Genomic DNA, 25,866 nt, shown 5'->3' with positions numbered 1-25,866 from the left:
TTCCTTACCCGGTTTTTCGGCCTTCATAAGCCGCCAAGGCGCACGCTCGGCCAGCGGCCAGATCGACCACTGGTGAAGGGTAATTTTCCGCCGGATCAAGCGCCCACGAATGCGGCACCGCCCCAAAATAAGCCAACGCCGTAGCCGAAGGCTTGGTCTGCCCTTCGGCGATCCAGTGTTTTAGATAAACACCATCAGGATCAAATTTTTCCTGCTGTGTCAGCGGGTTAAATATCCGAAAGAACGGTGATGCATCGGGACCCGAGCCTGCAACCCACTGCCAACCCATAGCATTCGCCGCCGGGTCCCAGTCTATCAGGCAGTCGGCAAACCAGTTCATTCCGATTTTCCAGTGCGTCATCAGATGCTTGGTCAAGTAGCTGGCGACAATCATGCGCGCGCGGTTGTGCATACGGCCGGTCACATACATTTGACGCAATCCCGCATCGACAACCGGAATTCCAGTGCGGGCCTGTCGCCAAGCAACAACTGAGGGATGATCGGCGTCCGTGTTCCACGGAAACGTATCCCATTCCGGTTTCCAGTTCCCGCTGAGCAAACGCGGTGTGTGATACATCAAGTGATACGCAAACTCACGCCAAACTAATTGACGCAAGTAGGCGTCTGTCCCTTGCGTGCCGTTCATCGCAACCCGCTGTACCGCATGCCAGACACTGCGGGGGCCGATTTCGCCAAGCGATAGGTATTCGGACAGATCCGAGGTGCCCTCCAAATCCAAACGGTCCCGATCGTGCGAATAGTCTTGGATTCGGTCCAGAAACTCGTGCAAAGCCTCAAAGGCGGCATTCTCGCCGGGGCGGACAAAAGGTGCGACCACGGCTGCGCCCCGGTTCATTGCCGCACCCAGGTTCCAACCGGTCAGGTTTTCCGAAGTCGGCCAATTCAAGGGTGCTTTGATCGACGACACGCCTTCAGGCGTGGCAACTTCTCGGCCTTGAACGGATCGCCACATCGGTGTGAACACACGAAACGGCTGGCCTGTTTTGGTTGCTACGGTCCAGGGCTCAAACAGTAAGTGACCCGCAAAGGATTTGGCCTCTACCCCCTGCTCTGCCAAAGCAGACTTAATGCGTGTGTCACGGTCGATGGCATCAGGATCATACGCTCGCGTCCAATAGACGCCGCTGGCTCCGGTTTCTGCGAAAAGGTTCTGCAAAACAGTCAGCGCGTCCCCGCGCCGCAGGATTAATCGGCTGCCAATGTGCGACAGAGATTGCGCGAAGGCCTCAAGCCCCAGCCCAAGCCGCCATTTCGGCGCGGCACCGAGCGCTTGAGCCAAATCATCCAGAATGAAAACCGGCAGAATAGGACGACCCGTTTGGGCCGCAGCACTTAGCGCGGGATGGTCCGACAGGCGTAAATCCCGTCGGAACCACATGATGATCGGTGATTGTTTGTTATCCATGACCGCCCGGCTGTTTTCTTCGCATTACGAAGCCGAGCAGAAACCGGATCACAAAACGGCGTCAAGTGCGCCCAATAACTGATCAATTTCCTGTTGCGAGGTATAGTGCGTAAAGCTGACCCGCAGCACGCCCTGATCCAAATCCACACCCATCGCCTGCAACGGGCGCACGGCGTAAAAATCGCCGCCTCCTGCCATGATCCCGTGTTCAACCAGATCGGTGGCCACGGCTTCGGCATTCCGGCTCAGCGATAACGCTACGGTCGGAGCGCGACGCGTAGCATCTGAGGTACCGATCAAGCGTACGGCATTTCGATCCTTGACCGCGTCCAATACGGGCTGAAGCAGCGCAACCTCCTGACCGCGCATAAGGTCATGCACAAAAGCTCCACGTTCGGTTGCGTTACCCTTGGGGCCGTTATGATGGTCGCACAAAAGATCAACGTAATCCGCCATACCTGCACTGGCCGCGACCTGCGCGTGATCCGGACCCGCCGGGGTGAAACGCTTGTACAGCGCGTCTGAATTGAAATAGTGCGCCTGGTTTGGCAGCAGCTCTCCAAGCGCACGCCGGATCACCATGCAACCCTGATGCGGACCGTAGGTTTTATAGGCCGAGAACAGATAGATATCCGGCCCGAGATCGCCGACATTTGGGAACCCATGTGGCGCGTATGAAACGCCATCTACACAGACAAACGCCCCCGCCGCATGGGCAATGGCGGTGATTTCGGTGACCGGGTTGATCTCTCCGATCACGTTGGAACAATGCGGGAAACAGACCAGACGCACCTTCTCGTCCAGCAAGTTCTCAAGATCCTGCGGGTTGAGCGAACCGGTTTCCGGGTCGATCTGCCATTCGCGGATTTCAAACCCGTCCTCGACCAGACGCCGCCACGGTCCCGAGTTGGCCTCGTGATCCTGATTGGTGACAACGATGGCATCGCCCGGCTGCATCCACTGGCGAAATGCCTGCGCCAAAACATAGGTGTTCTGAGTGGTCGAGGGGCCAAAGCTCAGCTCATCGGTGTTCACGCCCAGAATCGCAGCCATGCGTGCGCGGGCTTCATCCATCTCTTCGCCTGCCAGACGGCTGGCGTCATAGGGGCCGTAGGGCTGCACTTTGCGTTGAGTATAGTAGCGCGTCAGCCGGTCCAGCACCGGCTTACAAGTATATGACCCGCCTGCATTTTCAAAGAACGCCTGACCTTGCAGGCTGGGCTCGGAAAAAGCCGGGAACTGCGCCCTAACGAAATCGATATCAAGAGTGCCCATGGCACGTCGCTCCTTGCTCATGCTGCTTGTTCCGATGACGTGCCCGTGCATGATTTCGGACAACTCGGAAATCACGGCAGGTCTTCCAGCCCAGCCACAGCCCCAGTCAAACAAACAGAAGCACGGGCAGTCTTTCGGGACCAGATCTGGCAATCAAAAGACGCGGATACATAGCCAGCGGCCCTGAGCTCGGTCAACCCGGCATGAAACAAAAAAGCCCCGACGCTTGTCCGGGGCTTTCGAAGGGCTGAATTGGATTCAGCGGCGTCGCTGTTCGTTCGCAAGACCGATGAAGATCGACACGCACATCAGCACCAGAACGATCGCAAACGGGAAGCCTGTTGCAATCGCAGCAGCCTGCAGCGCACCCAGGCCGCCACCCAGCAATAGAACGATCGCGATTGCGCCCTCCAGAATGCACCAGAACACACGCTGCGCCGTCGGCGCATCGGTTTTGCCACCTGCCGTGATCGTATCAATCACCAACGAGCCGGAATCCGAGCTGGTGACGAAGAATACAACCACCAGAACGATGCCAACGAAGGACAGCAAACCTGTCATCGGGAATTGTTCAAACATGGAGAACATCTTGAGTTCTAGCGCAGCATCCGACAGGGCCTGCCCCGAACCGGACATAACCTGATCCAATGCGGCTCCACCAAAAACGCTCATCCACAGGGCACCTACAACGGTTGGGATCAGGATCACGCAAGTCACGAATTCGCGCACGGTTCGGCCGCGCGAGATTCGAGCGATGAACATGCCGACGAAAGGTGACCAGGAGATCCACCACGCCCAGTAGAAGGTGGTCCAGCCCTGCATAAAGTTGGTGTCTTCGCGACCGACCCAGTTCGACAGTGCAGGCAATGCGACGACGTATTCAATCAGGCTGTCGAAGAAGCCGGTCAGAATCGCCACGGTAGGCCCAAGGATCAGCACCAGCAGCAACAAGGCCGCGGCCAGGATCATGTTGGCCTCGGACAACCGCTTTACGCCCTTATCGAGGCCAGCAACCACTGAGATCAATGCGAATGCCGTGATCAGACCGATCAGCAGAACTTTCATCCCGTCCGTAATCGGAACATCGAACAGATAATTCAGACCAGCCAGCGCTTGCGTTGCGCCCAAGCCCAGCGATGTCGCCAAACCGAAGATCGTGGCGAACACGGCTAGAACGTCAATGATGTGACCCAACGGACCCCATGTCGCCTCGCCAAACAGTGGGTAGAACACCGACCGCATGGTCAGCGGCAGACCGCGGTTAAAGCTGAAGAACGCCAGCGCCAGTGCCACTACCGCATACACGGCCCAAGGGTGCATACCCCAGTGAAAAATGGTGGCTGCCATCGCCAGCTTCTTCGAGGCTTCGGGGTCCTCCAGACCGGCACCTAACGGTGCCCAGTCGGTGCGAAGGCCATCCTCGCCAGCGGCAACCCCGCCCAGCGACGACCCGTAATGCGAGATTGGCTCGGCCACGCCCCAGAACACCAGACCGATGCCCATACCCGCGGCAAACAGCATCGAGAACCACCCGGCATAGCTGTAATCCGGCTTGGCATCATCCCCGCCCAGACGGATCGAACCATACGGCGTGACGATCAGCAGTAGTGAAAACACGACAAAGATGTTCGCCGCAATCATGAACACCCAGTCGAAATTGCTGGTCAAAGCCGGTCGAAGCCAGCCAAAGAACTCGCTCGCCTGCTCGCGGAACACCAGCGAGAAGAACACGAATGCAATGATGGTTAGCCCCGAAACGGCAAAGACCGGATTGTGGACGTCCAGACCCATGATCTGAACGTTGTCCTGACCGACTTCATAGTCGGTTTCCGTATTGTCGGACATTATCTTTCCTTCCCCTTATCGATGCGCAGGACATCCAATATCCGGATCGGCAAGGGCGTAACTGAGAAGACCACCTATTACTTAAAAGCGACAAATTGCGTAAAAGTGACAGGCTTGCTTCATATGACCGCCATGACGAAAATCGGTCGCTGTAAATGAAAACAGGCCGGGCAATCGCCCCGGCCTGCACACAAAAAGCTGTCGAAGGATTTAGCCCTGAACCTTGGTGTAGGTCCCCTCACCCGCCAGAATTCCGCGGAACCCGCCCGGCTCATCCAAGCCAAATACGATCAGCGGCAGGTTGTTGTCGCGTGCCAGTGCAATGGCCGAGGCATCCATGACGCGCAACCGCTTTGCCAGCACGTCATCATAAGTAACCGTGTCATAGCGCACTGCGTCCGCGTGTTCTTTGGGGTCTTTGTCATAAACCCCATCCACACCGTTTTTGCCCATGAAAATCGCCTCACACGCCATTTCATTGGCACGCAGAGTCGCGGCGGTGTCGGTGGTAAAATACGGGTTGCCAGTTCCCGCAGCAAAAATGCAAACCCGCTTTTTCTCAAGGTGGCGCACGGCGCGACGGCGGATATAGGGCTCGCAAACCTCATCCATGCGAATGGCTGAGATGACACGAGTGAACACACCGATTTCCTCAAGTGCCGACTGCATCCCCAGCGCGTTCATCACCGTGGCCAGCATGCCCATATAATCGGCCGTTGTGCGCTCCATCCCCTGTGCTGAACCGCTGAGGCCGCGGAAAATGTTGCCCCCGCCGATGACCATGCAAATCTCGACCCCCAGATCATGCACCGACTTGACCTCTTGTGCGATGCGCTGAACGGTGGGGGGATGCAAGCCAAACCCCTGATCGCCCATCAACGCCTCGCCCGAGATTTTCAGCATCACGCGATTGTACTTGGTTTTGGCGGTCTCGGTGGATTCGAGGGTCGGGGAAAGGCTCATGTTGCGCTCCGGGCTGGCACGGGTTTATTTTCCGGCGCAAAATGAAGCAAAACCTCCGCAGGTTCAATGCGATTGGTGACGATTGAGGCAGCCCGAATGGACAATAACGACAGATCGCAGATTTGGGACCGCCTTCCCCCCATCCCCGACGACAAACCAGTGTTGATTGCGGGGCCGACCGCTTCGGGCAAATCGGCCCTGGCCCTGCAGATTGCCGAGACGTTCGGCGGCGTGATCGTCAATGCGGATGCGAGCCAAGTCTATGACTGCTGGCGTGTAATTTCGGCCCGCCCTTCGATCGAAGAAGAGGCCCGCGCGCCGCATCTGCTTTACGGCCACATCGCGTATGATCAGGAGTATTCGACGGGTCATTGGCTGCGCGAGGTAACGCCACTGCTGACCGGGGGGCAGCGCCCGATAATCGTGGGCGGCACCGGCTTGTATTTCTCGGCGTTAACCGAAGGGATGGCCGACATCCCCGCCACGCCGCTGGAAATCCGCGCCGAGGCAGACCAACTAGACCTGACCGTATTAATTGCTGGTGTCGATACGCGGACACAGGAACGGATCGACACGCAGAACCGCGCCCGTGTTCAGCGAGCTTGGGAGGTGCAGCGGGCCACCGGACGAAGCCTGAGCGACTGGCAGGCTGAGACACCGCCGCCCGTTCTGAATTTGACTGACACGGTTCCGATCGTTTTTGACGTGGATAAACAATGGCTTCTTGATCGCATCACCCGGCGGTTCGATCTGATGCTGGACTCTGGCGCGCTTCAAGAGGTCGAAGCGATGCGAGACCTCTATGATCCGACGTTGCCCGCCTTCAAAGCCATCGGCGTTCCCGAATTGCTGGCCTATCTTGACGGTCATCTTACGCTGGACGCCGCCAAAGAGCGTGCAACTATTGCCACCCGCCGATTCGCCAAACGTCAGCGCACCTGGTTTCGCGCACGGATGAAGAACTGGAATCAGATAGATTTCTCAAAACGATACAAGCCGTAGTTCAAACTTCATCTCCGAGAATCCTTTCCAGCGATTCCCAAAAACGCCAATTGTTTCGGTTTACGACAGTATACATCGCTTGAAATAAGACGCTGCGGGCCCGAGACAACAGCAAACACTCCCAGCCATGTCGTTTTTGTGCTATCTACGTCGATTTCGAACATTGACCTCATTTGAATTCTAGGGCGGAATAGCCCCATGGGGATGATGAAAATCCAACGAGTATTCCGAGAACCTGCTGTTCACCTCAATATGGTCTGAACGGTTCCAACCTTCTTCAATAAAAAGAACATGTCACAGGGAGAGACATCGATGAATAAGCAAACCTTTACCGGAGCACCGATTCACTGGGCGGCAGAGATGCATGCTCAGGAATATCGGGACGGCAAATTAAGCCGGCGCGAGTTTCTGACCCGCGCCACGGGTCTGGGTGTTACTGCTGTAGGTGCTTACGGCATGATTGGCTTGGCAGCCCCTGTCCGCGCCGAGGGCGAAGATACCAGACAAGAAGGCGGCACCCTGCGCGTCCAGATGAGCGTTCGTGCCTTGAAAGACCCACGCACGTATGACTGGTCGGAAATGGGCAACCAAACCCGCGGCACAATGGAATACCTGGTCGAATACAACTCGGACGGTACATTCCGCGGAATGTTGCTGGAAGGTTGGGAAATCAATGATGACGCCACTGTCTACACACTGAAACTGCGCCCAGGTGTGAAGTGGACCAACGGCGATGATTTCACTGCAGATGACGTGGCACGCAATATTGCGCGTTGGTGTGACAAAAGCTCGGAAACCAATTCGATGGCAGGTCGCTTTGCGACACTGATCGACGCGGACACCGGCCAGGCTATCGAAGGCTCGATCGAAGTTGTTGATCCGACGACGGTGAAATTGAACCTGCCAAGCTCGGATATTTCATTGATTGCCGGCATGTCCGACTATCCGTCGGCCATCGTGCATAGTTCGTTCAATGAAAACGACCTACTCAACAACGTCGGAACCGGTCCCTACATCCTTGAAGAGCTGGAAGTCGGGGTCAAATGCACATTGGTGCGCGCACCTGACCACACCTGGTGGGGTGAAGAAGTGTTTGGTCCTGCGACATTGGATCGTATCGAATATATCGACTACGGCACCGATCCGTCGGCATGGCTGGCAGCCCTGGAATCGGACGAAGTCGATATGCTGCACGAATCCGTGGGTGAATTCATCGATGTGATGGACGGCCTCGGCTATGAGAAATCCGAAGTGATCACCATGGGAACCCTCGTGATTCGCCCCAATCAGCTGGCCGAAGTTGACGGCAAACAGGTTTATGCCGACAAACGCGTGCGCAAAGCTCTGCAAATGGCGGTGGACAACAGCGTTCTGCTTGAATTAGGCTATGGCGGCCGCGGCACGCTGGCTGAAAACCACCATGTCGGGCCTATCCATCCGGACTATGCAGAACTGCCCAAGCAAACGGTCGATCCGGCTGGGGCGAAAAAGCTCATGGAAGAAGCTGGCATGGCTGATTTCGAGCACGAACTGCTGTCGATTGACGACGACTGGCGCCGTAACACAACCGACGCTGTTGCCGCGCAGCTGCGGGACGCGGGCATCAATGTAAAACGCACGGTTCTGCCGGGGAACACCTTCTGGAACGACTGGACGAAATACCCCTACAGTTCAACCAACTGGAACCACCGCCCTCTGGGCGTACAGATCTGGGCATTGGCGTATAAATCCGGTGAAGCTTGGAACGAGTTCGGTTGGGCCAACTCCGAATTCGACGCCATCCTGACCGAAGCCCTGGCCATTGCCGACGCCGACAAACGGCGCGAAGTGGTCGCTAAAGGCGAGGCGCTGATTCAGGAAGAAGGCGTGACCATCCAACCCTACTGGCGCGCGCTGTATCGCCATATGAAAGATGGTCTGGTCGGAACCGATATGCATATCGCTTTCGAACATCACCACTACAAGTGGGGCTGGTCGGCCTAAAACCTGTCAGACAATCAACGGGGGCGCCTGATCCAGGCGCCCCTTTCCAGCCGCAGACAACCCGGCGTCAAGTTGGAAGTCCGAGGCCAGAAAATGGTCCAAAGATCTGCGGAACACCCGAAAAACAGGGGCCATCATGGGACTATTCATCCTCCGACGGTTTGGCGTCATGCTGTTGACAGCATTGTGCCTGACGTTCGTGGTCTTCTTTCTGACCAACCTATACCCAAACTTGGAAAAGCTGGCCAAAACCCAGGGCAACCAACGGATGTCCGACGAACAGGTCGAGGCCTGGCTGGGTAATCGTGGCTACCTGCAACCCACGTTGGTCAAATATGGCCAATGGCTGGGCGTGGCACCGGGGTTTTCCAAAACTCTGGATGACGGCACATTCGTGGGCACCTGCACCCGACCCGGATTGACTGAGGAAACCACGCCCCGGTTTTGCGGCATCCTTCAGGGGGACTGGGGCTATTCCACTGTTTTCAAGGATGAGGTCGGCACCATTGTCGCCAAGCGATTGGGCAATACCGGCTACTTGATGATGTGGGTTTTGATCCTGATGGTCCCCTCAGCCCTGTTGGTGGGCGTACTGGCCGGGATGCGCGAAGGCTCAGCGCTGGATCGGTCTCTGTCTACATTCTCAATCATAACGACGGCGACGCCAGAATATGTGTCGGGCGTGATCTTCATTGCCATCTTCACCTCATCCACCGTTGGTCTGAAATGGTTCAAAGGCACTGCAACGCAGGCGATGGACAATCCGACCTTCGAGAACTTTTTCCTGCCGGTACTAACCATTGCGTTGTATGGTATGGGTTATATCGCCCGAATGACCCGCGCCTCGATGACCGAGGTGATGACAGCGCAGTACATCCGCACCGCACGGCTGAAAGGCGTATCCTTCCCCAACATCGTCATGAAACACGCGCTGCGCAATGCGCTGATCGCGCCCTTTACCGTCATTATGCTGCAGTTCCCATGGCTGTTGAACGGCGTGGTGATTGTTGAGACGCTGTTCAACTACAAGGGTTTCGGTTGGGCACTGGTGCAGGCGGCGGGCAACAACGACATCCAGTTGCTGTTGGCGATTTCGGTCGTGTCGGTCTTTGTGGTGCTGTTGACCCAGCTGATCTCGGATATCGGCTATGTCTACCTCAACCCGCGCATTCGCATTTCTTAAGGAGGGTTAGAACATGGAACCACTTACCTGGACCGGCTCTATCGCCTTCCTGAACCCGCTGCTGATGATCGCAATCGCAGCCCTTCTGGTCTCCATCGTGACTTGGATAGTTGGCAGTATCGTACTGCCCGAGGCGCCGATGAGTGTGAATCTGGACGGCACGCTCAGCTCAGGATCGGGCATGCGTGGGTTGACGCAAAAGGCGCTGCGCTACAGCTTTGCTGCCTGTGTCGCGCTTGCCGTGGCCTATATCGTGCTGGGCATCGTGTTGGGTACCAGCGCGGGGATCATCGGTGCGATCTCACAGCAGTTTCTACCTGTCTGGCTGTCGCTGATCATCCTGTACGCCATGTCGATCGCGTTTAAGCGGCGTCTGGGCCTTTATGGCAAACTGTTCGACAGCCCCATCGGCATGATCGGCTTCGGCCTTGTGATGTTCTGGGTTTTCACCGGCATCTTTGGGGCATTGGACCTGATCGTCACCCATGACCCGCTGTCACAGATTTCTGGGATGAAAAACAAAGTTCCCGGAACACCTCTGCCAAGCCCGGAAGAGGGGGAATACACCTGGTATCTGTTGGGGGGTGACAACCTTGCCCGCGACGTCTTCAGCCGCATGGTCAAAGGTGCCTGGATCGTGGTGCAGATTGCGCCGCTGGCAACGTTGTTTGCCTTTATGGTCGGGATCACTCTGGGTCTGCCCGCGGGTTACTATGGCGGTCGGTTGGATACGTTCCTGTCCTTCCTGGCCAACCTTATCCTGGCCTTCCCGGTGATCTTGCTGTTCTACCTGCTGGTGACACCGGAAATCGTAGCGACGGGCGTGCCGAACTATATGGCTGCTGTGTTGTTCGTCTTTCCGATCCTATTCATAGGCGTTCTGCTGAATTCACGCTATTACACGCGACCGAATTTCCGCACACCGCTGCTGATCGGGGTTTTAGGCGTTGCGATCTGGTTCTACCTGTCGCTGATCTCGACCGGTGGTTACATCATCAATACCGATAGCTATCGCATCTGGGGACTGCCGACTTATCTGGACCTGTTCGATATTCCTGGCGGCATCCTGGTGGTGTTCGTATCCGTTGTGTTCGTGAATTCACCCACCGTGTTCCGCATCGTGCGTGGTTTGGCGTTGGACATAAAGACGCGAGATTATGTGGCGGCGGCGCAAACCCGTGGAGAAGGTCCATGGTACATCATGCTGTGGGAAATTCTGCCAAACGCGCGCGGTCCGCTGATCGTCGATTTCTGCCTGCGGATTGGCTACACCACCATCCTTTTGGGAACCTTAGGTTTCTTCGGACTGGGGCTGCCACCGGAAAGCCCAGACTGGGGTTCGACGATCAACGAGGGGCGCAAGCTGTTGTCGATCTATCTGCACCCTGCCCTTCCGCCTGCGCTGGCCCTGTTGTCACTGGTTCTTGGATTGAACCTGCTGGCGGACGGCCTGCGTGAGGAAAGTCTGAAGGACTGATGTGATCGAGGCCGGGGGCCCTGCCCCCGGACCCCCGAAGTATTTTCGAAAAGATGAAAATGGTCGCTTGATCAATTTCATCAGGGAGTAGGAAACGATGAACAAACTGGCGGAATATGACGGCCCGATCCTCGAGATCGACAAGCTGTCGATTTCCTTCTTTACCCGTCTGCGGGAAATTCCGGCCGTGATGGATTTCTCGGTCAGTGTGCAACCGGGTGAAGCTGTAGGATTGGTTGGTGAGTCAGGCTGCGGCAAATCCACAGTGGCACTGGGTGTCATGCAGGACTTGGGCAAAAACGGTCGGATCGTCGGCGGCACCATCAAGTTCAAGGGGCGTGATCTGTCCGAGATGACCTCGGACGAGTTGCGCGACATTCGTGGCAATGAAATCGCGATGATCTATCAGGAGCCGATGGCCTCGCTGAACCCGGCGATGAAGATCGGCAAACAGTTGATGGAAGTGCCCATGATCCACGAAGGCGTCGGCGCAGAAGAGGCCTATGCCCGCGCGCTTGAGGTGGTCACCGATGTACGCTTGCCCGACCCCGAGCGTATGCTGAATTCCTTCCCCCATCAGTTGTCGGGTGGTCAACAGCAGCGGATCGTCATCGCCATGGCGTTGATGTCAAAACCAGCGCTGCTGATCCTGGACGAACCAACCACCGCGTTGGATGTGACGGTTGAGGCCGCCGTGGTAGAGTTGGTCAAGGATCTTGGAAAGAAATACGGCACCTCGATGCTTTTCATCTCGCACAACCTGGGTCTAGTGCTTGAGACCTGTGACCGGCTGTGCGTGATGTATTCGGGTGAAGCGGTCGAGCGTGGCTCGATTCATGATGTGTTCGACGAGATGCAGCATCCTTACACGCAGGCGCTATTCCGCTCGATCCCCTTGCCCGGCGCTGACAAGAACGCACGCCCGCTGGTGGCCATTCCGGGGAACTTCCCTCTGCCGCATGAACGCCCGCCGGGCTGTAACTTTGGTCCGCGCTGCGACTATTTTGAGGAAGGCCGTTGTGACGCGCAAAACATTCTGATGGAGCCGGTGCCGGGCAATGATCGGCACCACACGCGCTGTCTGAAGTTCCAGGAAATCGATTGGAACGCACCGATCACCATGGCTGAACAGAAGGAAAAGGGCGAAATCGGGCGCACAATTCTGAAGATGGACAATCTCAAGAAATACTATGAGGTGGCCGCGAATGCCCTGTTCGGGGGTGGAGAGACCAAAGTTGTAAAGGCCAATGAAACGTTGAGCTTCGAGGCCCACGAGTCCGAGACACTGGCCATTGTGGGTGAATCCGGTTGCGGAAAATCCACCTTCGCCAAGGTGTTGATGGGGCTGGAAACGGCCACCGACGGTCAGATCTTGCTGGACAACCGCAATATCGAAGCTGTCCCGATTGAGGAGCGCGACACCAAGACCGTGGGCGAGGTTCAGATGGTGTTCCAGAACCCGTTCGACACACTGAATCCATCGATGACCGTAGGCCGTCAGATTATCCGCGCATTGGAAATTTTCGGCGTCGGAAATTCCGAGGCTGAACGTAAGCAACGTATGCTGGAACTACTGGACCTGGTGAAGCTACCCCGCGCCTTTGCGGATCGAATGCCGCGCCAGTTGTCGGGCGGACAGAAGCAACGTGTCGGTATCGCCCGCGCCTTTGCAGGGGACGCCCGCATTGTGGTGGCGGATGAGCCCGTCTCGGCCCTGGATGTGTCCGTTCAGGCGGCGGTGACTGATCTGTTGATGGAGATTCAGCGCGAGCACAAGACCACGCTGCTGTTCATCAGCCACGACCTGTCCATTGTGCGTTACCTCAGCGACCGGGTGATGGTGATGTATCTTGGCCATGTGGTCGAACTGGGCACCACCGATCAGGTCTTTGCGCCGCCCTACCACCCCTATACCGAAGCCCTGCTGAGCGCTGTTCCCATTGCGGATACGTCGATCGAGAAGCAGCACATCGTGCTTGAGGGGGATATTCCGTCAGCCATGAATCCACCGCCGGGTTGCCCGTTCCAGACCCGGTGCCGTTGGAAATCCGAAGTTCCGGGCGGGTTGTGTGAACGCGACGTACCGCCAGTGAAAACTCTGGCCGATGGTCATCAGGTGAAATGTCATCTGGCCGAAGATATACTGGCCCGTATGGAGCCGGTCATCAAAATCGCCGCGGAATAGGCTTCAAAATTGGTGCAAAGGGCGTCGGTTTCTGATCGGCGCCCTTTGGCATTACTTGAACAAATTTTCTCATAAGCATTTTAGCTAAATGTATCTGGTCAAAGGAGACCTAAGCATCGAATTTAGCTCAACCGCCCCAGATAACCTTCACGTAGTTCTGGGTTTCCTTGTAAGGTGGTACGCCGCCGTGTTTCTCAACCGCCTGAGGTCCGGCATTGTAGGCCGCCAGCGCCAGACGCCACGATTTGAACTTGCGGTATTGCCAGGATAGATACCGCGCGCCACCTTCCAGATTTTGCTGTGGATCATGCGGATTCACACCCAAAAGCTGCGCTGTACCGGGCATCAGCTGTGCCAGTCCCAAAGCGCCTTTGTGTGATACTGCACGTGGATTCCAACCGCTTTCTTGTTGAACCAAGCGCAGGAAAAGCTCTTCCGGGACGTTATGTTTGCGTGCCGCCTGACGCGCCAGTGTCATATACTGACCGCGATACTTCCCGGTATAGCGTTTGTTAAACTTCGGTTGAGCAGTCTTGGGTTTAAGCCGTTCGGAATCCCGATACTGGGTTGCGGCGCGCGTGTCCAAAATCTTGGATTGTTTAAGGAAAATGTCTTTCCGGCTTTTGGTCGACAACGTTTGTGCGGCCACCGGAACCGAGACCAGAGCAACACATAAACCAACAAAACAACCAACCAGAAAACGCATTAAAGCCAATCTCGCTTAGTCAGGAACCTTATGGAGTATAGATATCTCAGTTTATAATGAAAGCATGGTTAACCGAACCTGAGTAATTTCTTGCTCAGTGTTGCATGCAGTAACTGTGTTTCAACCAAGACGCAGGCCGTATAGGGTCGCTGGGAAACACTGCGCCAGATTCGGCGCGCATACGTCAATTCAAAACGGGGAAATACATGGCGGGTTCAGTCAACAAGGTCATTCTGGTCGGAAATCTTGGCCGCGATCCCGAAGTCCGGACATTCCAGAACGGTGGCAAGGTTTGCAATCTGCGCATCGCCACATCCGAGACCTGGAAAGACCGCAACACAGGTGAGCGTCGCGAACGTACCGAGTGGCACTCGGTCGCGATCTTCAACGAAGGGCTTGTCCGCGTGGCCGAGCAATACCTGCGCAAAGGGTCCAAGGTTTATCTTGAAGGCCAACTGCAGACCCGCAAATGGCAGGATCAATCCGGACAGGATCGGTATTCGACCGAAGTTGTTCTACAGGGCTTTGGCTCTACCCTTGTGATGTTGGATGGCCGCGGCGAAGGCGGCGGCGGTGGCGGCCAATCGGGCGGTTACGGCGGCGGTCAGGCCGGGGGTGGATACGGCGATCCTTATGGCGCACCGTCCAGCGCCCCTGCCCCGGCATCCGGTGGAATCGACGACGACGAGATTCCGTTCTAAGCGTAGCGGAGGCAAATCATGACATGGTCCTTCTCACTCGGCCGGTTTCTGGGGTCCGAGTTGAGGGTCCATGTCACCTTTTTCCTGCTGCTGGCTTGGGTCGGTTTCGCCGCCTATTCCCGCGGCGGGCTGCCAGCCGCCATCGAAAACCTGATCTTTGTGCTGGCTTTGTTTGCCTGCGTCGTCGCGCATGAATTCGGCCATGCGCTGATGGCACGGCGATACGGCATCAAAACCCCAGACATAACCTTGCTGCCAATTGGCGGTTTGGCGCGGTTGGAACGGATGCCCGAAAAGCCGATGCAAGAGGTTTGGGTGGCCCTTGCCGGTCCGGCGGTGAATATCGTCATCTGGATCATTCTGGTCGCGCTGGGGGCTGGTATGCCACTTGAGACAATGGCGCAGATCGACACCACTGTTCCGGGTCTGTTGAACCGTCTGGCATATGTGAATTTGCTGCTGGCCGCCTTCAATATGATACCAGCTTTCCCAATGGACGGCGGGCGGGTGTTCCGCGCCTTGTTATGTCTCAAAATGGATCGGGTGAAGGCAACAAGGATCGCGGCAATCGCAGGACAGATCGTGGCTGTCGCCTTTGGCTTTTGGGGGCTGAGTACCGGCAACGCCATTCTGGTCCTGATTGCGGTTTTCGTTTTTGTCGCCGCCAATTCCGAAAGTCAGGACGTGGCCATGCGTTCGGTCGCGCGGCGGGTTCTGGCGCGTGATGCGATGATCACTGAATTCCACGCTCTGTCCCCGTCCGATACGCTGGCGACGGCAGCGCAGGCCGTCATCCACACCACTCAGCACGAATTTCCCGTTTTGGATGGTGACGGCGCATTGCTTGGCTTTGTCACCCGCGGTCGTCTTTTTGCAGCCCTAGCCGGGGAAACTCCGCGGTCCGACCCCGCCACGTCGGTCATGGAAACCAATATCCCAAGGGTGCAACTGACCAGCGGGCTTGAGATGGTTCTGGAAACGCTCCACAAGGGCGCACCGGCTATCGCCGTCTGCACGCAGACTGGTAAAATGGTCGGCTATATCACCCGGGAAAACATTGGTGAGTTGATGGTGATCCGGGGGCGCTGATCAGGCCGTCGCCAGGGCGTCTTCCAGCACGGATATCACCGCCTCACGCGGGACGTCCGATGTCACGAAAGCTTCACCGATCCCACGTGCCAGGATGAACCGCAATTGACCGTCGATGACCTTTTTGTCCTGCGCCATCAGATCGACCAAGGCTTCGGCCTCAGGCAGGTCGCCGGGGATGTCATTCAGATCGGTTTTCATGCCCATAGCGCGCAAATGTGCCCGCACTCGGCTGGGGTCTTCCTGTGAACACAGACCCAGGCGCGACGACAGCTCGAACGCCAGCGCGCAGCCAATGGCGACGCCCTCGCCATGCAGCAGACGGTCGGAATAACCAGTGGCAGCCTCAAGCGCGTGACAGAAGGTATGGCCAAGGTTCAGCAGCGCGCGGTCGCCCTGCTCGGTCTCATCCCGCGCCACGATATCGGCCTTCATCTGCACCGAACGGGTTACGGCCCGCACCCGTGCGGCCATATCACCGCCTGAGACATCCGTTCCGTTGGTTTCCAGCCACTCAAAGAACGCTGCGTCTCCCAGCAGGCCGTATTTCACCACCTCGCCATAGCCTGAAAGGAAATCGCGCTGGGTCATCGACCCCAACACCGAAGTATCTGCCAGCACCAGCGACGGCTGATGGAATGCCCCGATCAAATTCTTGCCCTGCGGCGCGTTGATCCCGGTTTTTCCCCCCACCGAACTGTCGACCTGCGCCAGCAGCGAGGTCGGGATTTGCACAAACCGTACTCCGCGTCGCAAAGCCGCAGCGGCGAACCCCACCAGATCGCCAATCACACCGCCACCAAAGGCAACGACGATATCGCGGCGCTCAATTTTCTCAGCCAGCAACCACTCTACAGTGCGTTCGAAATGCGGCCAGCTTTTGGTCGCCTCACCAGCGGGCAAAGTCAGCGACGTCATCTCGATCCCGGCGTGGGCTAAACCGTCACGCAAAGCGTCCAGATGCAGCGCGCCCACGTTCTCGTCCGTCACAACCGCCACTTTGGGCCGGTGCAACAACGGTGCGATCCGTGTACCGGCCTGAGCCAGCAATTCCGGGCCGATTTCTACATCATACGAGCGCTCGCCCAGCTCTACATGTACGGTTTGATGCATTACTTCCGTTCCAAAACATCGGGGCGTGTTGCCAGCGCATCCACCACCCGGTTCACCATATTCTCGATCGAGGTCTCGCCGTCGGACTCGGCGATCAAATCCGCTTTCGCATAAACCGGGACACGCTGTTCATACAAGCCGCGCAAAGTCGCATAAGGATCAGAGGTACGCAGCAAGGGGCGCGTGTCTTTGTGTTTGACGCGATTCCACAAAACCTCGAGTTCGGCCCGCAGCCAGACCGAGACCCCACGTTCCGTGATCATTGTGCGGTTCTGTTCCGCCAGAAACGCGCCGCCACCGGTCGATAGGATGCCTTTTTCCTCATCCAGCAAACGCCCGATAACCTGAGATTCCTTAGCGCGGAAAAACGGTTCTCCGTCACGTTCGAAAATCTCGGGGATGGTCATATTGGCTGCCGATTCGATCTCGGCGTCGCTGTCGAGAAAGGGAACGCCCAGCCGCGCGGCCAGCGCACGGCCCACCGCCGTCTTTCCCGCCCCCATCATGCCTACAAGTACAACCGTTTTGTGCAGTGCAAAGCCCGCATCTGTGTCCGAGCTGTGGGTGTTATGCTTAATTTCGCTCATTTCACTGTGAATGACGTGATCTTAGGAAAAATGCTAGCTATAACTATGACAAAAGAGAAAATTGGGGCAGCGTTGAGCAATGGGCCGTCTAATCAAGTTCCTGTTATATCTGATTTGCCTGGGTTTTATCGGGCTGGTGGCATATGCCTATCTTGGGCCGTTTTTCGGTGCGGATTTCTCGGCGCCGCAAGACGAGATACGAGAGCCGGTAATCCTGAATGTCGAATAAGGCCGCAGTGTTCGCACTGTGTTTGGCCGGTTCGGCGCAAGCGCAGCAGGAACCTCTTTCTGTCATTGATTGGTTGAGCAACCCGCCAGAAAACCTGCCGGGAACCGTTTTGCTGGAACCGCCCGTGACACAGACCGGTGTGCGGCCGGATGTCGAAGTCACACCGCTTGAGGCGCTGTCGCAACCGCTGGGGTTGGTGTCGTCCTCTGTAACGGGCCTGCCTGTGAGCCTATGGCAGAACAGTGATCCCGACCGGTTGGCGCAGCTGATCGCTCGGGTTCCTGTTAAGTACAACCCAGCAATGCAGCGGCTGTTATTCACTCTGCTATTGTCTGAAGCGCGGGCCCCTGCCGGGCCGAGTGCGGAGGAAACCCTCTTGTTAGCTCGCCTCGACCGCTTGATGCAGCTGGGTGCCGCCGATCCGACGCAATCGCTGGTGCAACTGGCCGGACCCACCGACAGCCGCGCGCGGTTTCAGCGCTGGTTTGATGCAACGCTACTGACCGGGGATGAGGATCGCAGCTGCACAGCGCTCATCGCGCAACCGCACCTATCGCTGGATTATGCAGCCCAGATTTTTTGCAAGGCGCGCCGAGGCGATTGGAACTCTGCCGCGCTAACGCTTGAGGCGGCCCATGCGCTGCAAGTCCTGCCCCCCGAGGATCTGGATGTGCTGGACCGCTTCTTGAGCCCCGAACTGTTTGAGGATGCCGAGTACCTTCCCCAGCCGGACAATCCCGATCCGCTGACTTTTCGATTGTTTGAAGCGATTGGCGAACGTTTGCCCTCGGCCCCTCTGCCGCGGGCTTTTGCCAACGCCGACCTGCGCGATGTGGCGGGCTGGAAAGCCCAGATCGAAGCGGCCGAACGCCTGACGCGGATTGGCGCGCTGACCCCTAACCAGCTTTTGGGCTTGTATACCGAGCGGGACCCGGCGGCGTCAGGTGCTGTTTGGGACAGGGTGTCAACCATTCAGAAATTTGAGGACGCGCTGGAAACCGGTAAGCCTGAGGCCATCGCCAAGTCGTTGCCCCTTGTGTGGGACCAGATGCGCAGTGTCGGGCTTGAGGTTCCCTTCGCCGATTTATTTGCTGGTCGCCTGTCACAAGTCTCTCTGCCGGATGACAAAGCCGAAAACCTGCGGTGGCGTATCCTGCTGCTGTCCGATCTCTATGAAACCGCAGCCGAGACTCCGCCGGACAAATCAGAAGATGCGCTTTTTCTAACCGCTTTGGCGCAAGGTGATCCGGGGCGTGCGCGCAGCCCTTCACCTTTGGCCGATGCGGTGGCTCAAGGCTTTGCCTGGGCGGCGCCGATCCCATCGGACATTCAGGCGATGCTGAACAACAACCAACTGGGCGAAGCAATTCTTGAAACGATGGAAATGTTTGCTCATGGCGCCAGGGGCAATCTGGTCGATCTGACGGCTGCCATTGCGACCCTGCGCCGGGTGGGCCTAGAAGAAACGGCGCGGCGTGCGGCCCTGAACCTTTTGATCCTGCAGGGCACATGATCATGGCGTCCCCGGCAACTTCTGAGCTTTGGATTTCCTCCTTCCTGCAAGCACAGGCCGCCGAGCTTGGGGCAGCCAACAATACCCTGTTGGCCTATGGCCGCGACCTAAAGGATTTCGCCGCCTGGCTGCAGCGCCGCAAAACCAACTTTGCCGAGGCAGAGCGGGATCAGATCGAGGCATATCTGATCGACTGCGACGCCCAAGGTCTGGCGCAGTCCACCCGTGCCCGACGATTGTCAGCGATCAAACAAATCTACCGTTTCGCGTTCGAGGAAGGCTGGCGCGACACCAACCCCGCCATTCAGATCAAAGGGCCCGGACGCCAAAAACGCCTGCCCAAAACGCTGGACGTGCCCGAGGTGGACCGGCTGCTGCAAGCCGCCCGCCAAACCGGGCGCACCAAGGCAGACCGGGTGCGGAATACCTGCCTGATGGAAGTTCTCTATGCCACCGGTATGCGGGTGACCGAACTGGTCTCATTACCTGTGTCGTCAGCCCGCGGTGATCCGCGCATGTTGCTGGTGCTGGGCAAAGGCGGAAAAGAGCGGATGGTGCCCCTATCTCCGCCTGCACGCGACGCACTGGCGGTCTGGCTAATGGTGCGGGATGAAGCCGAAGATCAAGTTGTTGCCGATGGCGGCCAGCGATCCAAGTTCCTGTTCCCCTCACGCGGCAAATCCGGGCATCTAACTCGGCATATGTTCTTTCTGCTGGTCAAGGAATTGGCCGTTCAGGGCGGCGTGTCACCGGAAAAAGTCACGCCGCACACGCTGCGCCACGCATTTGCGACGCATCTACTGGCCAACGGTGCCGATTTGCGGTCGATCCAGACCCTGCTGGGGCACGCGGATGTGGCGACTACCGAGATTTACACTCATGTTCTCGACGAACGTCTGGCCGAGCTGGTGTTAGAGCATCACCCACTGGCGAAAGACCCCGACAACAAGGGCTAACCCCTTGATCCGCAGGGGGCGCGCCCCCATAACGGATGCAGCAACACCAACAACCAAGGACCAATGGAACCCTCTTCTTCTCTGATCGACGGCGCATTCTGGTTTACCACAGGCGCCATTCTGCTTTTGCTCGTCCTGTCGGGCTTTTTCTCGGGTTCTGAAACGGCATTGACCGCATCGTCACGCGGCAAGTTGCGGGCGCAGGCCGACAAAGGCTCACGCGGGGCGCAAAAGGCGCTGGACATCACCGATGACAATGAACGGCTGATCGGCTCGGTCCTGCTGGGCAATAACCTTGTCAATATCCTTGCCGCCTCGCTGGCCACGGCCTTGTTCACCCGGTTGTTTGGCGAAAGCGGCGTGGCGCTTGCAACGCTTGTCATGACTTTGTTGGTACTGGTTTTCGCCGAAGTTCTGCCCAAGACCTATGCCATTACCAACGCGGAAAAAGCGGCAGCATTGGTCGCGCCGATCATCAGTATTGTGGTGACGGTGTTCTCGCCCATGGTCGCAGCCGTACGCCTGCTGGTGCGCGGCGTCTTGCGTTTGTTCGGTGTTCGGATCGACCCGGACAGCAACATTCTTGCCGTACGTGAAGAGATCGCGGGCGCGCTGCAGCTGGGCCATTCCGAAGGTGTGGTAGAAAAAGAAGACCGCGACCGCATCCTTGGCGCGCTGGATCTGGGTGATCGGACGGTGGAAGAGATCATGCTTCACCGATCAAATATCGAGATGATCGATGCCGACGACGCGCCCGAGGCCATTCTGCAACAATGTCTGAAAAGCCCGCACACCCGTCTGCCCGTCTTCCGGGATGAGCCCGAAAACATCGTAGGTGTCGTGCACGCCAAGGACCTGTTTCGCGCCATGTATGCCCACGCAGGTGCCAGTGAAAGTGACACCAACCGGCTAAAAGAATTCGATATCTCCAAAGTGGCAAACGACCCGTACTTTGTGCCGGAAACCACGACGCTGGACGACCAAATGCGGGAATTCCTGCGGATGCACAGCCATTTTGCACTGGTGGTCGACGAATACGGATCATTGCGCGGTTTGATCACGCTGGAAGATATCCTGGAAGAAATCGTGGGAGAAATCGCCGACGAGTTCGATATCGAAGAAGACGTTCCGGTGACCCGCACCGAAGACGGGCAGTATCTGGTCGAGGGCGCAATGACGATCCGCGACGCAAACCGCGCGATGGACTGGTCATTGCCAGATGATGAGGCGAACACAGTCGCCGGGCTTGTCATACATGAGGCACAGATGATCCCGGTGGTAGGTCAGGTCTTCTCATTCCACGGATTTCGGTTCGAAGTCACCGCGAAGGACGGCAACCGGGTGACCGAGTTGAAAATCCGACCGCTATAACTCGGCTAAAGAAAAAACCGGCGCCCACCATCGGGCGCCGGTTTCATTTCCTGGGTTACGCGAACCAGGTACGGCTGGCGACATAGCCATCCATCAGGTCACCATTCGCATGTGCGGACCAACCCGTCACCTTGTCAGAATATCCGTCGATGAACTGGTTGAACATCGGGTTGATCAAACCGCCCTCTTCCCAGACGATCCGCGCCATCTGGGCGTAGATGTCTTTGCGCTTGGCGGCGTCCAGTTCAGCACGGGCTTTCAATACCAGCGCGTCGAACTCTTCGTTCTTAAAGTTGGTGTCGTTCCAGTCTGCGGTCGACAGATAGCCAACCGACCACATCTGATCCTGCACCGGACGCCCACCCCAGTAGGATGCACAGAACGGTTTGTTGTTCCACACTTCCGACCAGTAGCCGTCCGCCGGCTCACGCTGAATCTCAAGCGGGATACCAGCCGCTTGTGCCGACAGCTGGAACAATTGCGCCGCGTCAAGTGCACCGGCAAACGCGGCGTCAGACACATGCAGAACGATGGGCGTGCCGTCATGACCCGACGCTTTGTAATGCTCAGCTGCCTTGGCCAGATCGAACTGGCGCTGCTCCATCGACGCATCGAACAGCGGATAGGCTTCGTTGATCGGAATATCGTTCCCGACCGAGCCAAAACCGCGCAGAACCTTGTCGACCAGCTCCTCGCGATTGATGGCATATTTCAGCGCCAGACGCAGGTCTTTGTTGTCAAACGGTGCGGTGTCGGTGTGCATGACAAAGATGTAATGCCCCCGGCCCGAGGTCGCGTTGATGGTGACACCCGGCGCGCGGCCAAACAGCTTGGCGGTACGCGGTGGCACCACGTTAATGGCGTGTACCTGACCGGCCTGCAATGCTGCCGAACGTGCTGTGTCATCGTTCAGAACAAGGATCTCGTGGCTGTCATAATGGCCAACGCTTTCATCCCAGTGGTTGGCGAACTTCTCGAACGCATAGCGCACTCCAGGTTCATCTGCGGTCACCTTGTAAGCACCGGTCGAAACCCCCTCGCCGGGGTTATCGATCCCGCCACCCGGCTGCATGACCAGATGATAATCCGACATCAGATACGGCAGGTCTGCGTTGGGTGTGGTCAGCGTGATCACCACATAGTCACCGTCGACCCGCACATCCTCGATCCCGCGCATGATTCCCAAAGCACCCGACTGGGAATCTTCGTTCGAGTGGCGCGCTAGGGTCTGCTGTACATCTTCAGGCGTCAGTGTCTTGCCATTGTGGAATTCGACGCCTTTGCGGATCAGGAAAGTCCAGACCTTACCGTCCTCATTCGCTTCCCAGCTTTCGGCAAGGCTTGGCTCGATTCCACCATCAGTAGTCACCACGGTCAGGGTGTTTCCATAGGCCCGCAGCGCCTTGGCCGTCACATGCGACGCCGACAGCGCCGGGTCCAGCGAGTTGGTGCTTTCACCACCCGTCAGCCCCAAAACGAAATGACCGCCTTTTTGGGGCGTCTCGGCCAGACCGGCCTCGGCCCAGATCAGGTTCGCAGCAGTGGCTGTCAGGCCAAGTGCCGCGGCTTTGGCCATGAATTCACGGCGGCTCAACGCTTGGGGTTGGGGATCAAACTTGCTCATCTTATGTCCTTGTAGAGTAGTTACACAGGGTCCTTCCCGGATGCCTGGTAGATCGATTCCGTAACAGAACCACGACACCGTTTAGTTGATGTTTTCCGCAGATGCGATTTGCTGCGGCGACACGTTTTGTCGCATTCGGAATTGCATCCTGATCCCCACTGATCAGACTGACAAAAACACTGACGGAGGCCTTCATGAAACTTGAAACCCGCGTAGCAGTTATTGGCGGTGGCGTCGTCGGTTGTTCCGTGCTGTACCACCTGACCAAACTGGGGTGGTCCGACGTCATACTGCTGGAACGCTCAGAACTCACCAGCGGCTCAACCTGGCACGCGGCGGGCGGGTTCCACACGTTGAACGGTGACACCAACATGGCCGCGCTGCAGGGGTATACAATCCGTCTATATAAAGAGCTGGAAGAGATCACCGGTATGTCTTGCGGTTTGCACCACGTAGGTGGCGTGACTTTAGCCGACAACCAGGACCGGTTCGACATGTTACTGGCCGAGCGCGCCAAGCATCGGTTCATGGGATTGGAGACCGAGATCGTCGGGCCGGACGAGATCAAGAAGATCGCGCCCATCACCAATACAGACGGCATCATCGGTGCACTGTATGATCCGCTGGACGGGCATCTGGACCCATCGGGCACCACTCATGCTTATGCCAAGGCGGCTCGGATGGGTGGGGCCACAATCGAAACGCATTGCATGGTGCGCGAGACCAACCAGCGCCTCGACGGCACCTGGGATGTGGTCACCGACAAGGGCACCATTCACGCCGAACATGTGGTCAACGCTGGTGGCCTCTGGGCGCGTGAGGTTGGCGCGATGGCCGGTGTCTATTTCCCGCTGCACCCAATGGAACATCAGTATCTGGTGACAGATTCGATCCCGCAGATCGAAGCGATCATCGACGCTGGTGGAGAACACCCGCATGTCATGGATCCAGCCGGGGAAAGTTATCTGCGGCAAGAAGGGCGCGGGCTGTGCATCGGGTTCTATGAACAGCCCTGCAAGCCGTGGGCCGTCGACGGCACACCGTGGGAGTTCGGGCATGAACTGCTGCCAGACGATTATGACAAGATCACCGACAGTATCGAATTCGCCTATCGTCGCTTTCCTGTTCTGGCCGAAGCTGGGGTGAAATCGGTGATCCACGGACCGTTTACCTTTGCACCGGACGGGAACCCTCTGGTCGGGCCGGTACCGGGGATGCGCAACTACTGGTCAGCCTGCGGCGTGATGGCCGGATTCAGCCAAGGTGGCGGAGTTGGCCTGACGTTGGCGCAATGGATGATCGAGGGCGAACCGGAACGCGATGTCTTTGCGATGGACGTGGCCCGGTTCGGAGATTGGATCAGCCCCGGGTACACCCGCCCGAAAGTGATCGAGAATTATCAGAAACGCTTCAGCGTCGCCTACCCGAATGAGGAACTGCCCGCCGCGCGCCCGAACCGAACAACCCCGATGTACGATATTTTCAGCGATCTGGGCGCTGTCTGGGGTCAGCAATACGGATTGGAAGTCCCGAACTATTACGCCCAAGGGGACGAGCCGGGCTATGAAACTCCCTCATTCCGTCGCTCGGACGCGTTTGACGCGACTGGGCGCGAAGTGCGCGCCGTTCGCAACAGTGTCGGCATCAACGAGGTCCACAATTTCGGCAAGTACCGCATTGCCGGCCCTACGGCCCGCGCGTGGCTGGATCGGATTATGGCCGGACGCATTCCACAACCTGGCCGAGTGTCTCTGACCCCGATGCTATCACCCAGGGGTAAACTGATCGGAGACTTTACCGTTTCGTGCCTGGCTGAAGGCGAGTTTCAACTGACCGCGTCATACGGCAGTCAGGCGTTCCACATGCGCTGGTTCCTGACACATCAGCAGAACGGCGTACAAATCGATAACATCAGCGACCGGTTGAACGGGTTTCAGATCGCGGGTCCAAAAGCAAAGCAAGTCCTGGACGCCTGCACCCGCGACAATGTTTCGGACCTCAGCTTTCTAGACGTGCGGCGTATGACCGTTGGCATGACCGACTGCATCGTGCAGCGGGTCAGCTATACCGGCGATCTGGGGTACGAGATTTATTGCGATCCGATGGCACAAAGACAGCTCTGGTGGGTTCTATGGCAGGCTGGGCAACCGCACGGGATGGTGCCGTTTGGAATGCGTGCGATGATGAGCCTGCGTCTGGACAAGTTCTTTGGCTCATGGATGAGGGAATTCTCACCTGACTATACCGCCGCGGAAACAGGTCTGGATCGGTTCATATCATTCTCGAAAAACGCCGATTTCATCGGCCGAACCGCCGCTGAGCAAGACCGATCGCAGGGCCCGGCGCGCAAATTGGTGGCTTTTGAGGTGGACGCCGACGACGCCGATGTGAATGCGTATGAACCGATCTGGTTGGACGGTAAGGTTGTTGGCTTCTGCACGTCTGGCGGATACTCGCACCATGCCCAAAGATCGGTTGCAATGGGGTTCTTGCCCGTGGGCCGGGTGATTGACGGACTGCAGGTTGAAATCGAAATCCTTGGTCAACTGTGTAAGGCTAGGGTGATCTCGGAACCACTATTTGACGCAGATGGCGCGCGCATGCGGGGATGACTCTGCCCTGTTGCGGCGGCATGGTG

General features: G+C 57.4%; 20 protein-coding genes. 12 read left to right on the top strand and 8 right to left on the bottom strand.

What is annotated here, in order from left to right:
• Positions 1–4: 4 nt before the first annotated feature.
• From ACR3EP_RS03835 to pyrH, 4 genes are all read right to left on the bottom strand, one after another.
• Positions 5–1,426: a cryptochrome/photolyase family protein gene (locus tag ACR3EP_RS03835; RefSeq protein ID WP_480636406.1), complete on the bottom strand. Its 1,422-nt coding sequence runs from the start codon at positions 1,424–1,426 to the stop codon at positions 5–7.
• A gap of 48 nt (positions 1,427–1,474) precedes the next feature.
• On the bottom strand, positions 1,475–2,701 hold the full coding sequence (locus tag ACR3EP_RS03830; protein WP_480638993.1) for an aminotransferase class V-fold PLP-dependent enzyme: 1,227 nt from the start codon (positions 2,699–2,701) through the stop codon (positions 1,475–1,477).
• A gap of 258 nt (positions 2,702–2,959) precedes the next feature.
• A complete protein-coding gene (locus tag ACR3EP_RS03825) occupies positions 2,960–4,546 on the bottom strand; it encodes a BCCT family transporter (protein ID WP_480636405.1) in 1,587 nt (528 codons plus the stop codon).
• Positions 4,547–4,756: 210 nt separating this feature from the next.
• A complete protein-coding gene (gene pyrH, locus ACR3EP_RS03820) occupies positions 4,757–5,509 on the bottom strand; it encodes a UMP kinase (protein WP_170348476.1) in 753 nt (250 codons plus the stop codon).
• Between the two features lie 96 nt (positions 5,510–5,605).
• On the opposite strand from pyrH, the gene miaA reads away from it, so the two are divergent.
• From miaA to ACR3EP_RS03795, 5 genes are all read left to right on the top strand, one after another.
• On the top strand, positions 5,606–6,511 hold the full coding sequence (gene miaA / locus ACR3EP_RS03815; protein ID WP_170409564.1) for a tRNA (adenosine(37)-N6)-dimethylallyltransferase MiaA: 906 nt from the start codon (positions 5,606–5,608) through the stop codon (positions 6,509–6,511).
• A gap of 312 nt (positions 6,512–6,823) precedes the next feature.
• Entirely contained in the window at positions 6,824–8,494 is a 1,671-nt protein-coding gene (locus ACR3EP_RS03810; protein WP_170348474.1) for an ABC transporter substrate-binding protein, read from the top strand.
• 136 nt (positions 8,495–8,630) lie between these two features.
• A complete protein-coding gene (locus ACR3EP_RS03805; RefSeq protein WP_170348473.1) occupies positions 8,631–9,677 on the top strand; it encodes an ABC transporter permease in 1,047 nt (348 codons plus the stop codon).
• A 13-nt stretch (positions 9,678–9,690) separates the two neighbouring features.
• A complete protein-coding gene (locus tag ACR3EP_RS03800; RefSeq protein ID WP_170348472.1) occupies positions 9,691–11,154 on the top strand; it encodes an ABC transporter permease in 1,464 nt (487 codons plus the stop codon).
• 97 nt (positions 11,155–11,251) lie between these two features.
• On the top strand, positions 11,252–13,339 hold the full coding sequence (locus ACR3EP_RS03795; RefSeq protein ID WP_480636402.1) for a dipeptide ABC transporter ATP-binding protein: 2,088 nt from the start codon (positions 11,252–11,254) through the stop codon (positions 13,337–13,339).
• Positions 13,340–13,466: 127 nt separating this feature from the next.
• On the opposite strand, the gene ACR3EP_RS03790 is transcribed toward ACR3EP_RS03795, so the two are convergent.
• Positions 13,467–14,045: a lytic transglycosylase domain-containing protein gene (locus tag ACR3EP_RS03790; protein WP_170348470.1), complete on the bottom strand. Its 579-nt coding sequence runs from the start codon at positions 14,043–14,045 to the stop codon at positions 13,467–13,469.
• Between the two features lie 206 nt (positions 14,046–14,251).
• Between ACR3EP_RS03790 and ssb the strand changes: the two genes are divergently transcribed.
• Together ssb and ACR3EP_RS03780 are read left to right on the top strand one after the other, a co-directional pair.
• Positions 14,252–14,746, top strand: coding sequence for a single-stranded DNA-binding protein (gene ssb / locus ACR3EP_RS03785; RefSeq protein WP_170348469.1), 495 nt, complete (start codon positions 14,252–14,254; stop codon positions 14,744–14,746).
• Between the two features lie 18 nt (positions 14,747–14,764).
• Positions 14,765–15,835, top strand: coding sequence for a site-2 protease family protein (locus ACR3EP_RS03780; RefSeq protein ID WP_226688549.1), 1,071 nt, complete (start codon positions 14,765–14,767; stop codon positions 15,833–15,835).
• On the opposite strand, the gene aroB is transcribed toward ACR3EP_RS03780, so the two are convergent.
• Both aroB and ACR3EP_RS03770 read right to left on the bottom strand, forming a co-directional pair.
• Positions 15,836–16,948: a 3-dehydroquinate synthase gene (aroB, locus tag ACR3EP_RS03775; RefSeq protein ID WP_480636400.1), complete on the bottom strand. Its 1,113-nt coding sequence runs from the start codon at positions 16,946–16,948 to the stop codon at positions 15,836–15,838.
• Positions 16,948–17,535 carry a shikimate kinase gene (locus ACR3EP_RS03770; RefSeq protein WP_170348466.1) on the bottom strand — a complete coding sequence of 196 codons (588 nt, stop codon included), beginning with the start codon at positions 17,533–17,535 and terminating at the stop codon, positions 16,948–16,950. Before ACR3EP_RS03770 ends, aroB begins: the two co-directional genes overlap by 1 nt.
• A 79-nt stretch (positions 17,536–17,614) precedes the next feature.
• On the opposite strand from ACR3EP_RS03770, the gene ACR3EP_RS03765 reads away from it, so the two are divergent.
• From ACR3EP_RS03765 to ACR3EP_RS03750, 4 genes are all read left to right on the top strand, one after another.
• Positions 17,615–17,764, top strand: coding sequence for a hypothetical protein (locus ACR3EP_RS03765; protein ID WP_170348465.1), 150 nt, complete (start codon positions 17,615–17,617; stop codon positions 17,762–17,764).
• On the top strand, positions 17,754–19,277 hold the full coding sequence (locus ACR3EP_RS03760) for a hypothetical protein (RefSeq protein WP_480636398.1): 1,524 nt from the start codon (positions 17,754–17,756) through the stop codon (positions 19,275–19,277). The genes ACR3EP_RS03765 and ACR3EP_RS03760 overlap by 11 nt, the downstream gene beginning before the upstream one ends.
• Positions 19,278–19,279: 2 nt before the next feature.
• Positions 19,280–20,233, top strand: coding sequence for a site-specific tyrosine recombinase XerD (locus ACR3EP_RS03755; RefSeq protein ID WP_480636396.1), 954 nt, complete (start codon positions 19,280–19,282; stop codon positions 20,231–20,233).
• A gap of 63 nt (positions 20,234–20,296) precedes the next feature.
• Positions 20,297–21,604 carry an HlyC/CorC family transporter gene (locus tag ACR3EP_RS03750; protein ID WP_170348462.1) on the top strand — a complete coding sequence of 436 codons (1,308 nt, stop codon included), beginning with the start codon at positions 20,297–20,299 and terminating at the stop codon, positions 21,602–21,604.
• 55 nt (positions 21,605–21,659) lie between these two features.
• Here ACR3EP_RS03750 and ACR3EP_RS03745 read toward each other — a convergent pair whose 3' ends face one another.
• On the bottom strand, positions 21,660–23,228 hold the full coding sequence (locus ACR3EP_RS03745; protein WP_480636394.1) for an ABC transporter substrate-binding protein: 1,569 nt from the start codon (positions 23,226–23,228) through the stop codon (positions 21,660–21,662).
• A 194-nt stretch (positions 23,229–23,422) separates the two neighbouring features.
• Between ACR3EP_RS03745 and ACR3EP_RS03740 the strand changes: the two genes are divergently transcribed.
• Positions 23,423–25,840 carry a GcvT family protein gene (locus ACR3EP_RS03740; RefSeq protein WP_480636392.1) on the top strand — a complete coding sequence of 806 codons (2,418 nt, stop codon included), beginning with the start codon at positions 23,423–23,425 and terminating at the stop codon, positions 25,838–25,840.
• The last annotated feature ends 26 nt before the right edge of the window (positions 25,841–25,866 follow it).

It is taken from the genome of Ruegeria sp. BB10, from assembly GCF_056535725.1.
The sequence above is the reverse complement of the archived record's forward strand: the minus strand, read 5'-3'. Positions and strand labels throughout refer to the sequence as shown.

Bases quoted from the DNA above. Each gene is read 5' to 3' on its own strand.
- ACR3EP_RS03825 (WP_480636405.1), bottom strand. From the start codon at position 4,546: ATGTCCGACAATACGGAAACCGACTATGAAGTCGGTCAGGACAACGTT.
- ACR3EP_RS03740 (WP_480636392.1), top strand. From the start codon at position 23,423: ATGAAACTTGAAACCCGCGTAGCAGTTATTGGCGGTGGCGTCGTCGGT.
- ACR3EP_RS03800 (WP_170348472.1), top strand. From the start codon at position 9,691: ATGGAACCACTTACCTGGACCGGCTCTATCGCCTTCCTGAACCCGCTG.
- ACR3EP_RS03835 (WP_480636406.1), bottom strand. From the start codon at position 1,426: ATGGATAACAAACAATCACCGATCATCATGTGGTTCCGACGGGATTTA.
- ACR3EP_RS03810 (WP_170348474.1), top strand. From the start codon at position 6,824: ATGAATAAGCAAACCTTTACCGGAGCACCGATTCACTGGGCGGCAGAG.
- ACR3EP_RS03745 (WP_480636394.1), bottom strand. From the start codon at position 23,228: ATGAGCAAGTTTGATCCCCAACCCCAAGCGTTGAGCCGCCGTGAATTC.
- pyrH (WP_170348476.1), bottom strand. From the start codon at position 5,509: ATGAGCCTTTCCCCGACCCTCGAATCCACCGAGACCGCCAAAACCAAG.
- miaA (WP_170409564.1), top strand. From the start codon at position 5,606: ATGGACAATAACGACAGATCGCAGATTTGGGACCGCCTTCCCCCCATC.
- ACR3EP_RS03755 (WP_480636396.1), top strand. From the start codon at position 19,280: ATGGCGTCCCCGGCAACTTCTGAGCTTTGGATTTCCTCCTTCCTGCAA.
- ACR3EP_RS03805 (WP_170348473.1), top strand. From the start codon at position 8,631: ATGGGACTATTCATCCTCCGACGGTTTGGCGTCATGCTGTTGACAGCA.
- ACR3EP_RS03765 (WP_170348465.1), top strand. From the start codon at position 17,615: ATGGGCCGTCTAATCAAGTTCCTGTTATATCTGATTTGCCTGGGTTTT.
- ACR3EP_RS03770 (WP_170348466.1), bottom strand. From the start codon at position 17,535: ATGAGCGAAATTAAGCATAACACCCACAGCTCGGACACAGATGCGGGC.
- ACR3EP_RS03760 (WP_480636398.1), top strand. From the start codon at position 17,754: ATGTCGAATAAGGCCGCAGTGTTCGCACTGTGTTTGGCCGGTTCGGCG.
- ACR3EP_RS03830 (WP_480638993.1), bottom strand. From the start codon at position 2,701: ATGGGCACTCTTGATATCGATTTCGTTAGGGCGCAGTTCCCGGCTTTT.
- aroB (WP_480636400.1), bottom strand. From the start codon at position 16,948: ATGCATCAAACCGTACATGTAGAGCTGGGCGAGCGCTCGTATGATGTA.
- ACR3EP_RS03780 (WP_226688549.1), top strand. From the start codon at position 14,765: ATGACATGGTCCTTCTCACTCGGCCGGTTTCTGGGGTCCGAGTTGAGG.
- ACR3EP_RS03790 (WP_170348470.1), bottom strand. From the start codon at position 14,045: ATGCGTTTTCTGGTTGGTTGTTTTGTTGGTTTATGTGTTGCTCTGGTC.
- ACR3EP_RS03750 (WP_170348462.1), top strand. From the start codon at position 20,297: ATGGAACCCTCTTCTTCTCTGATCGACGGCGCATTCTGGTTTACCACA.
- ssb (WP_170348469.1), top strand. From the start codon at position 14,252: ATGGCGGGTTCAGTCAACAAGGTCATTCTGGTCGGAAATCTTGGCCGC.
- ACR3EP_RS03795 (WP_480636402.1), top strand. From the start codon at position 11,252: ATGAACAAACTGGCGGAATATGACGGCCCGATCCTCGAGATCGACAAG.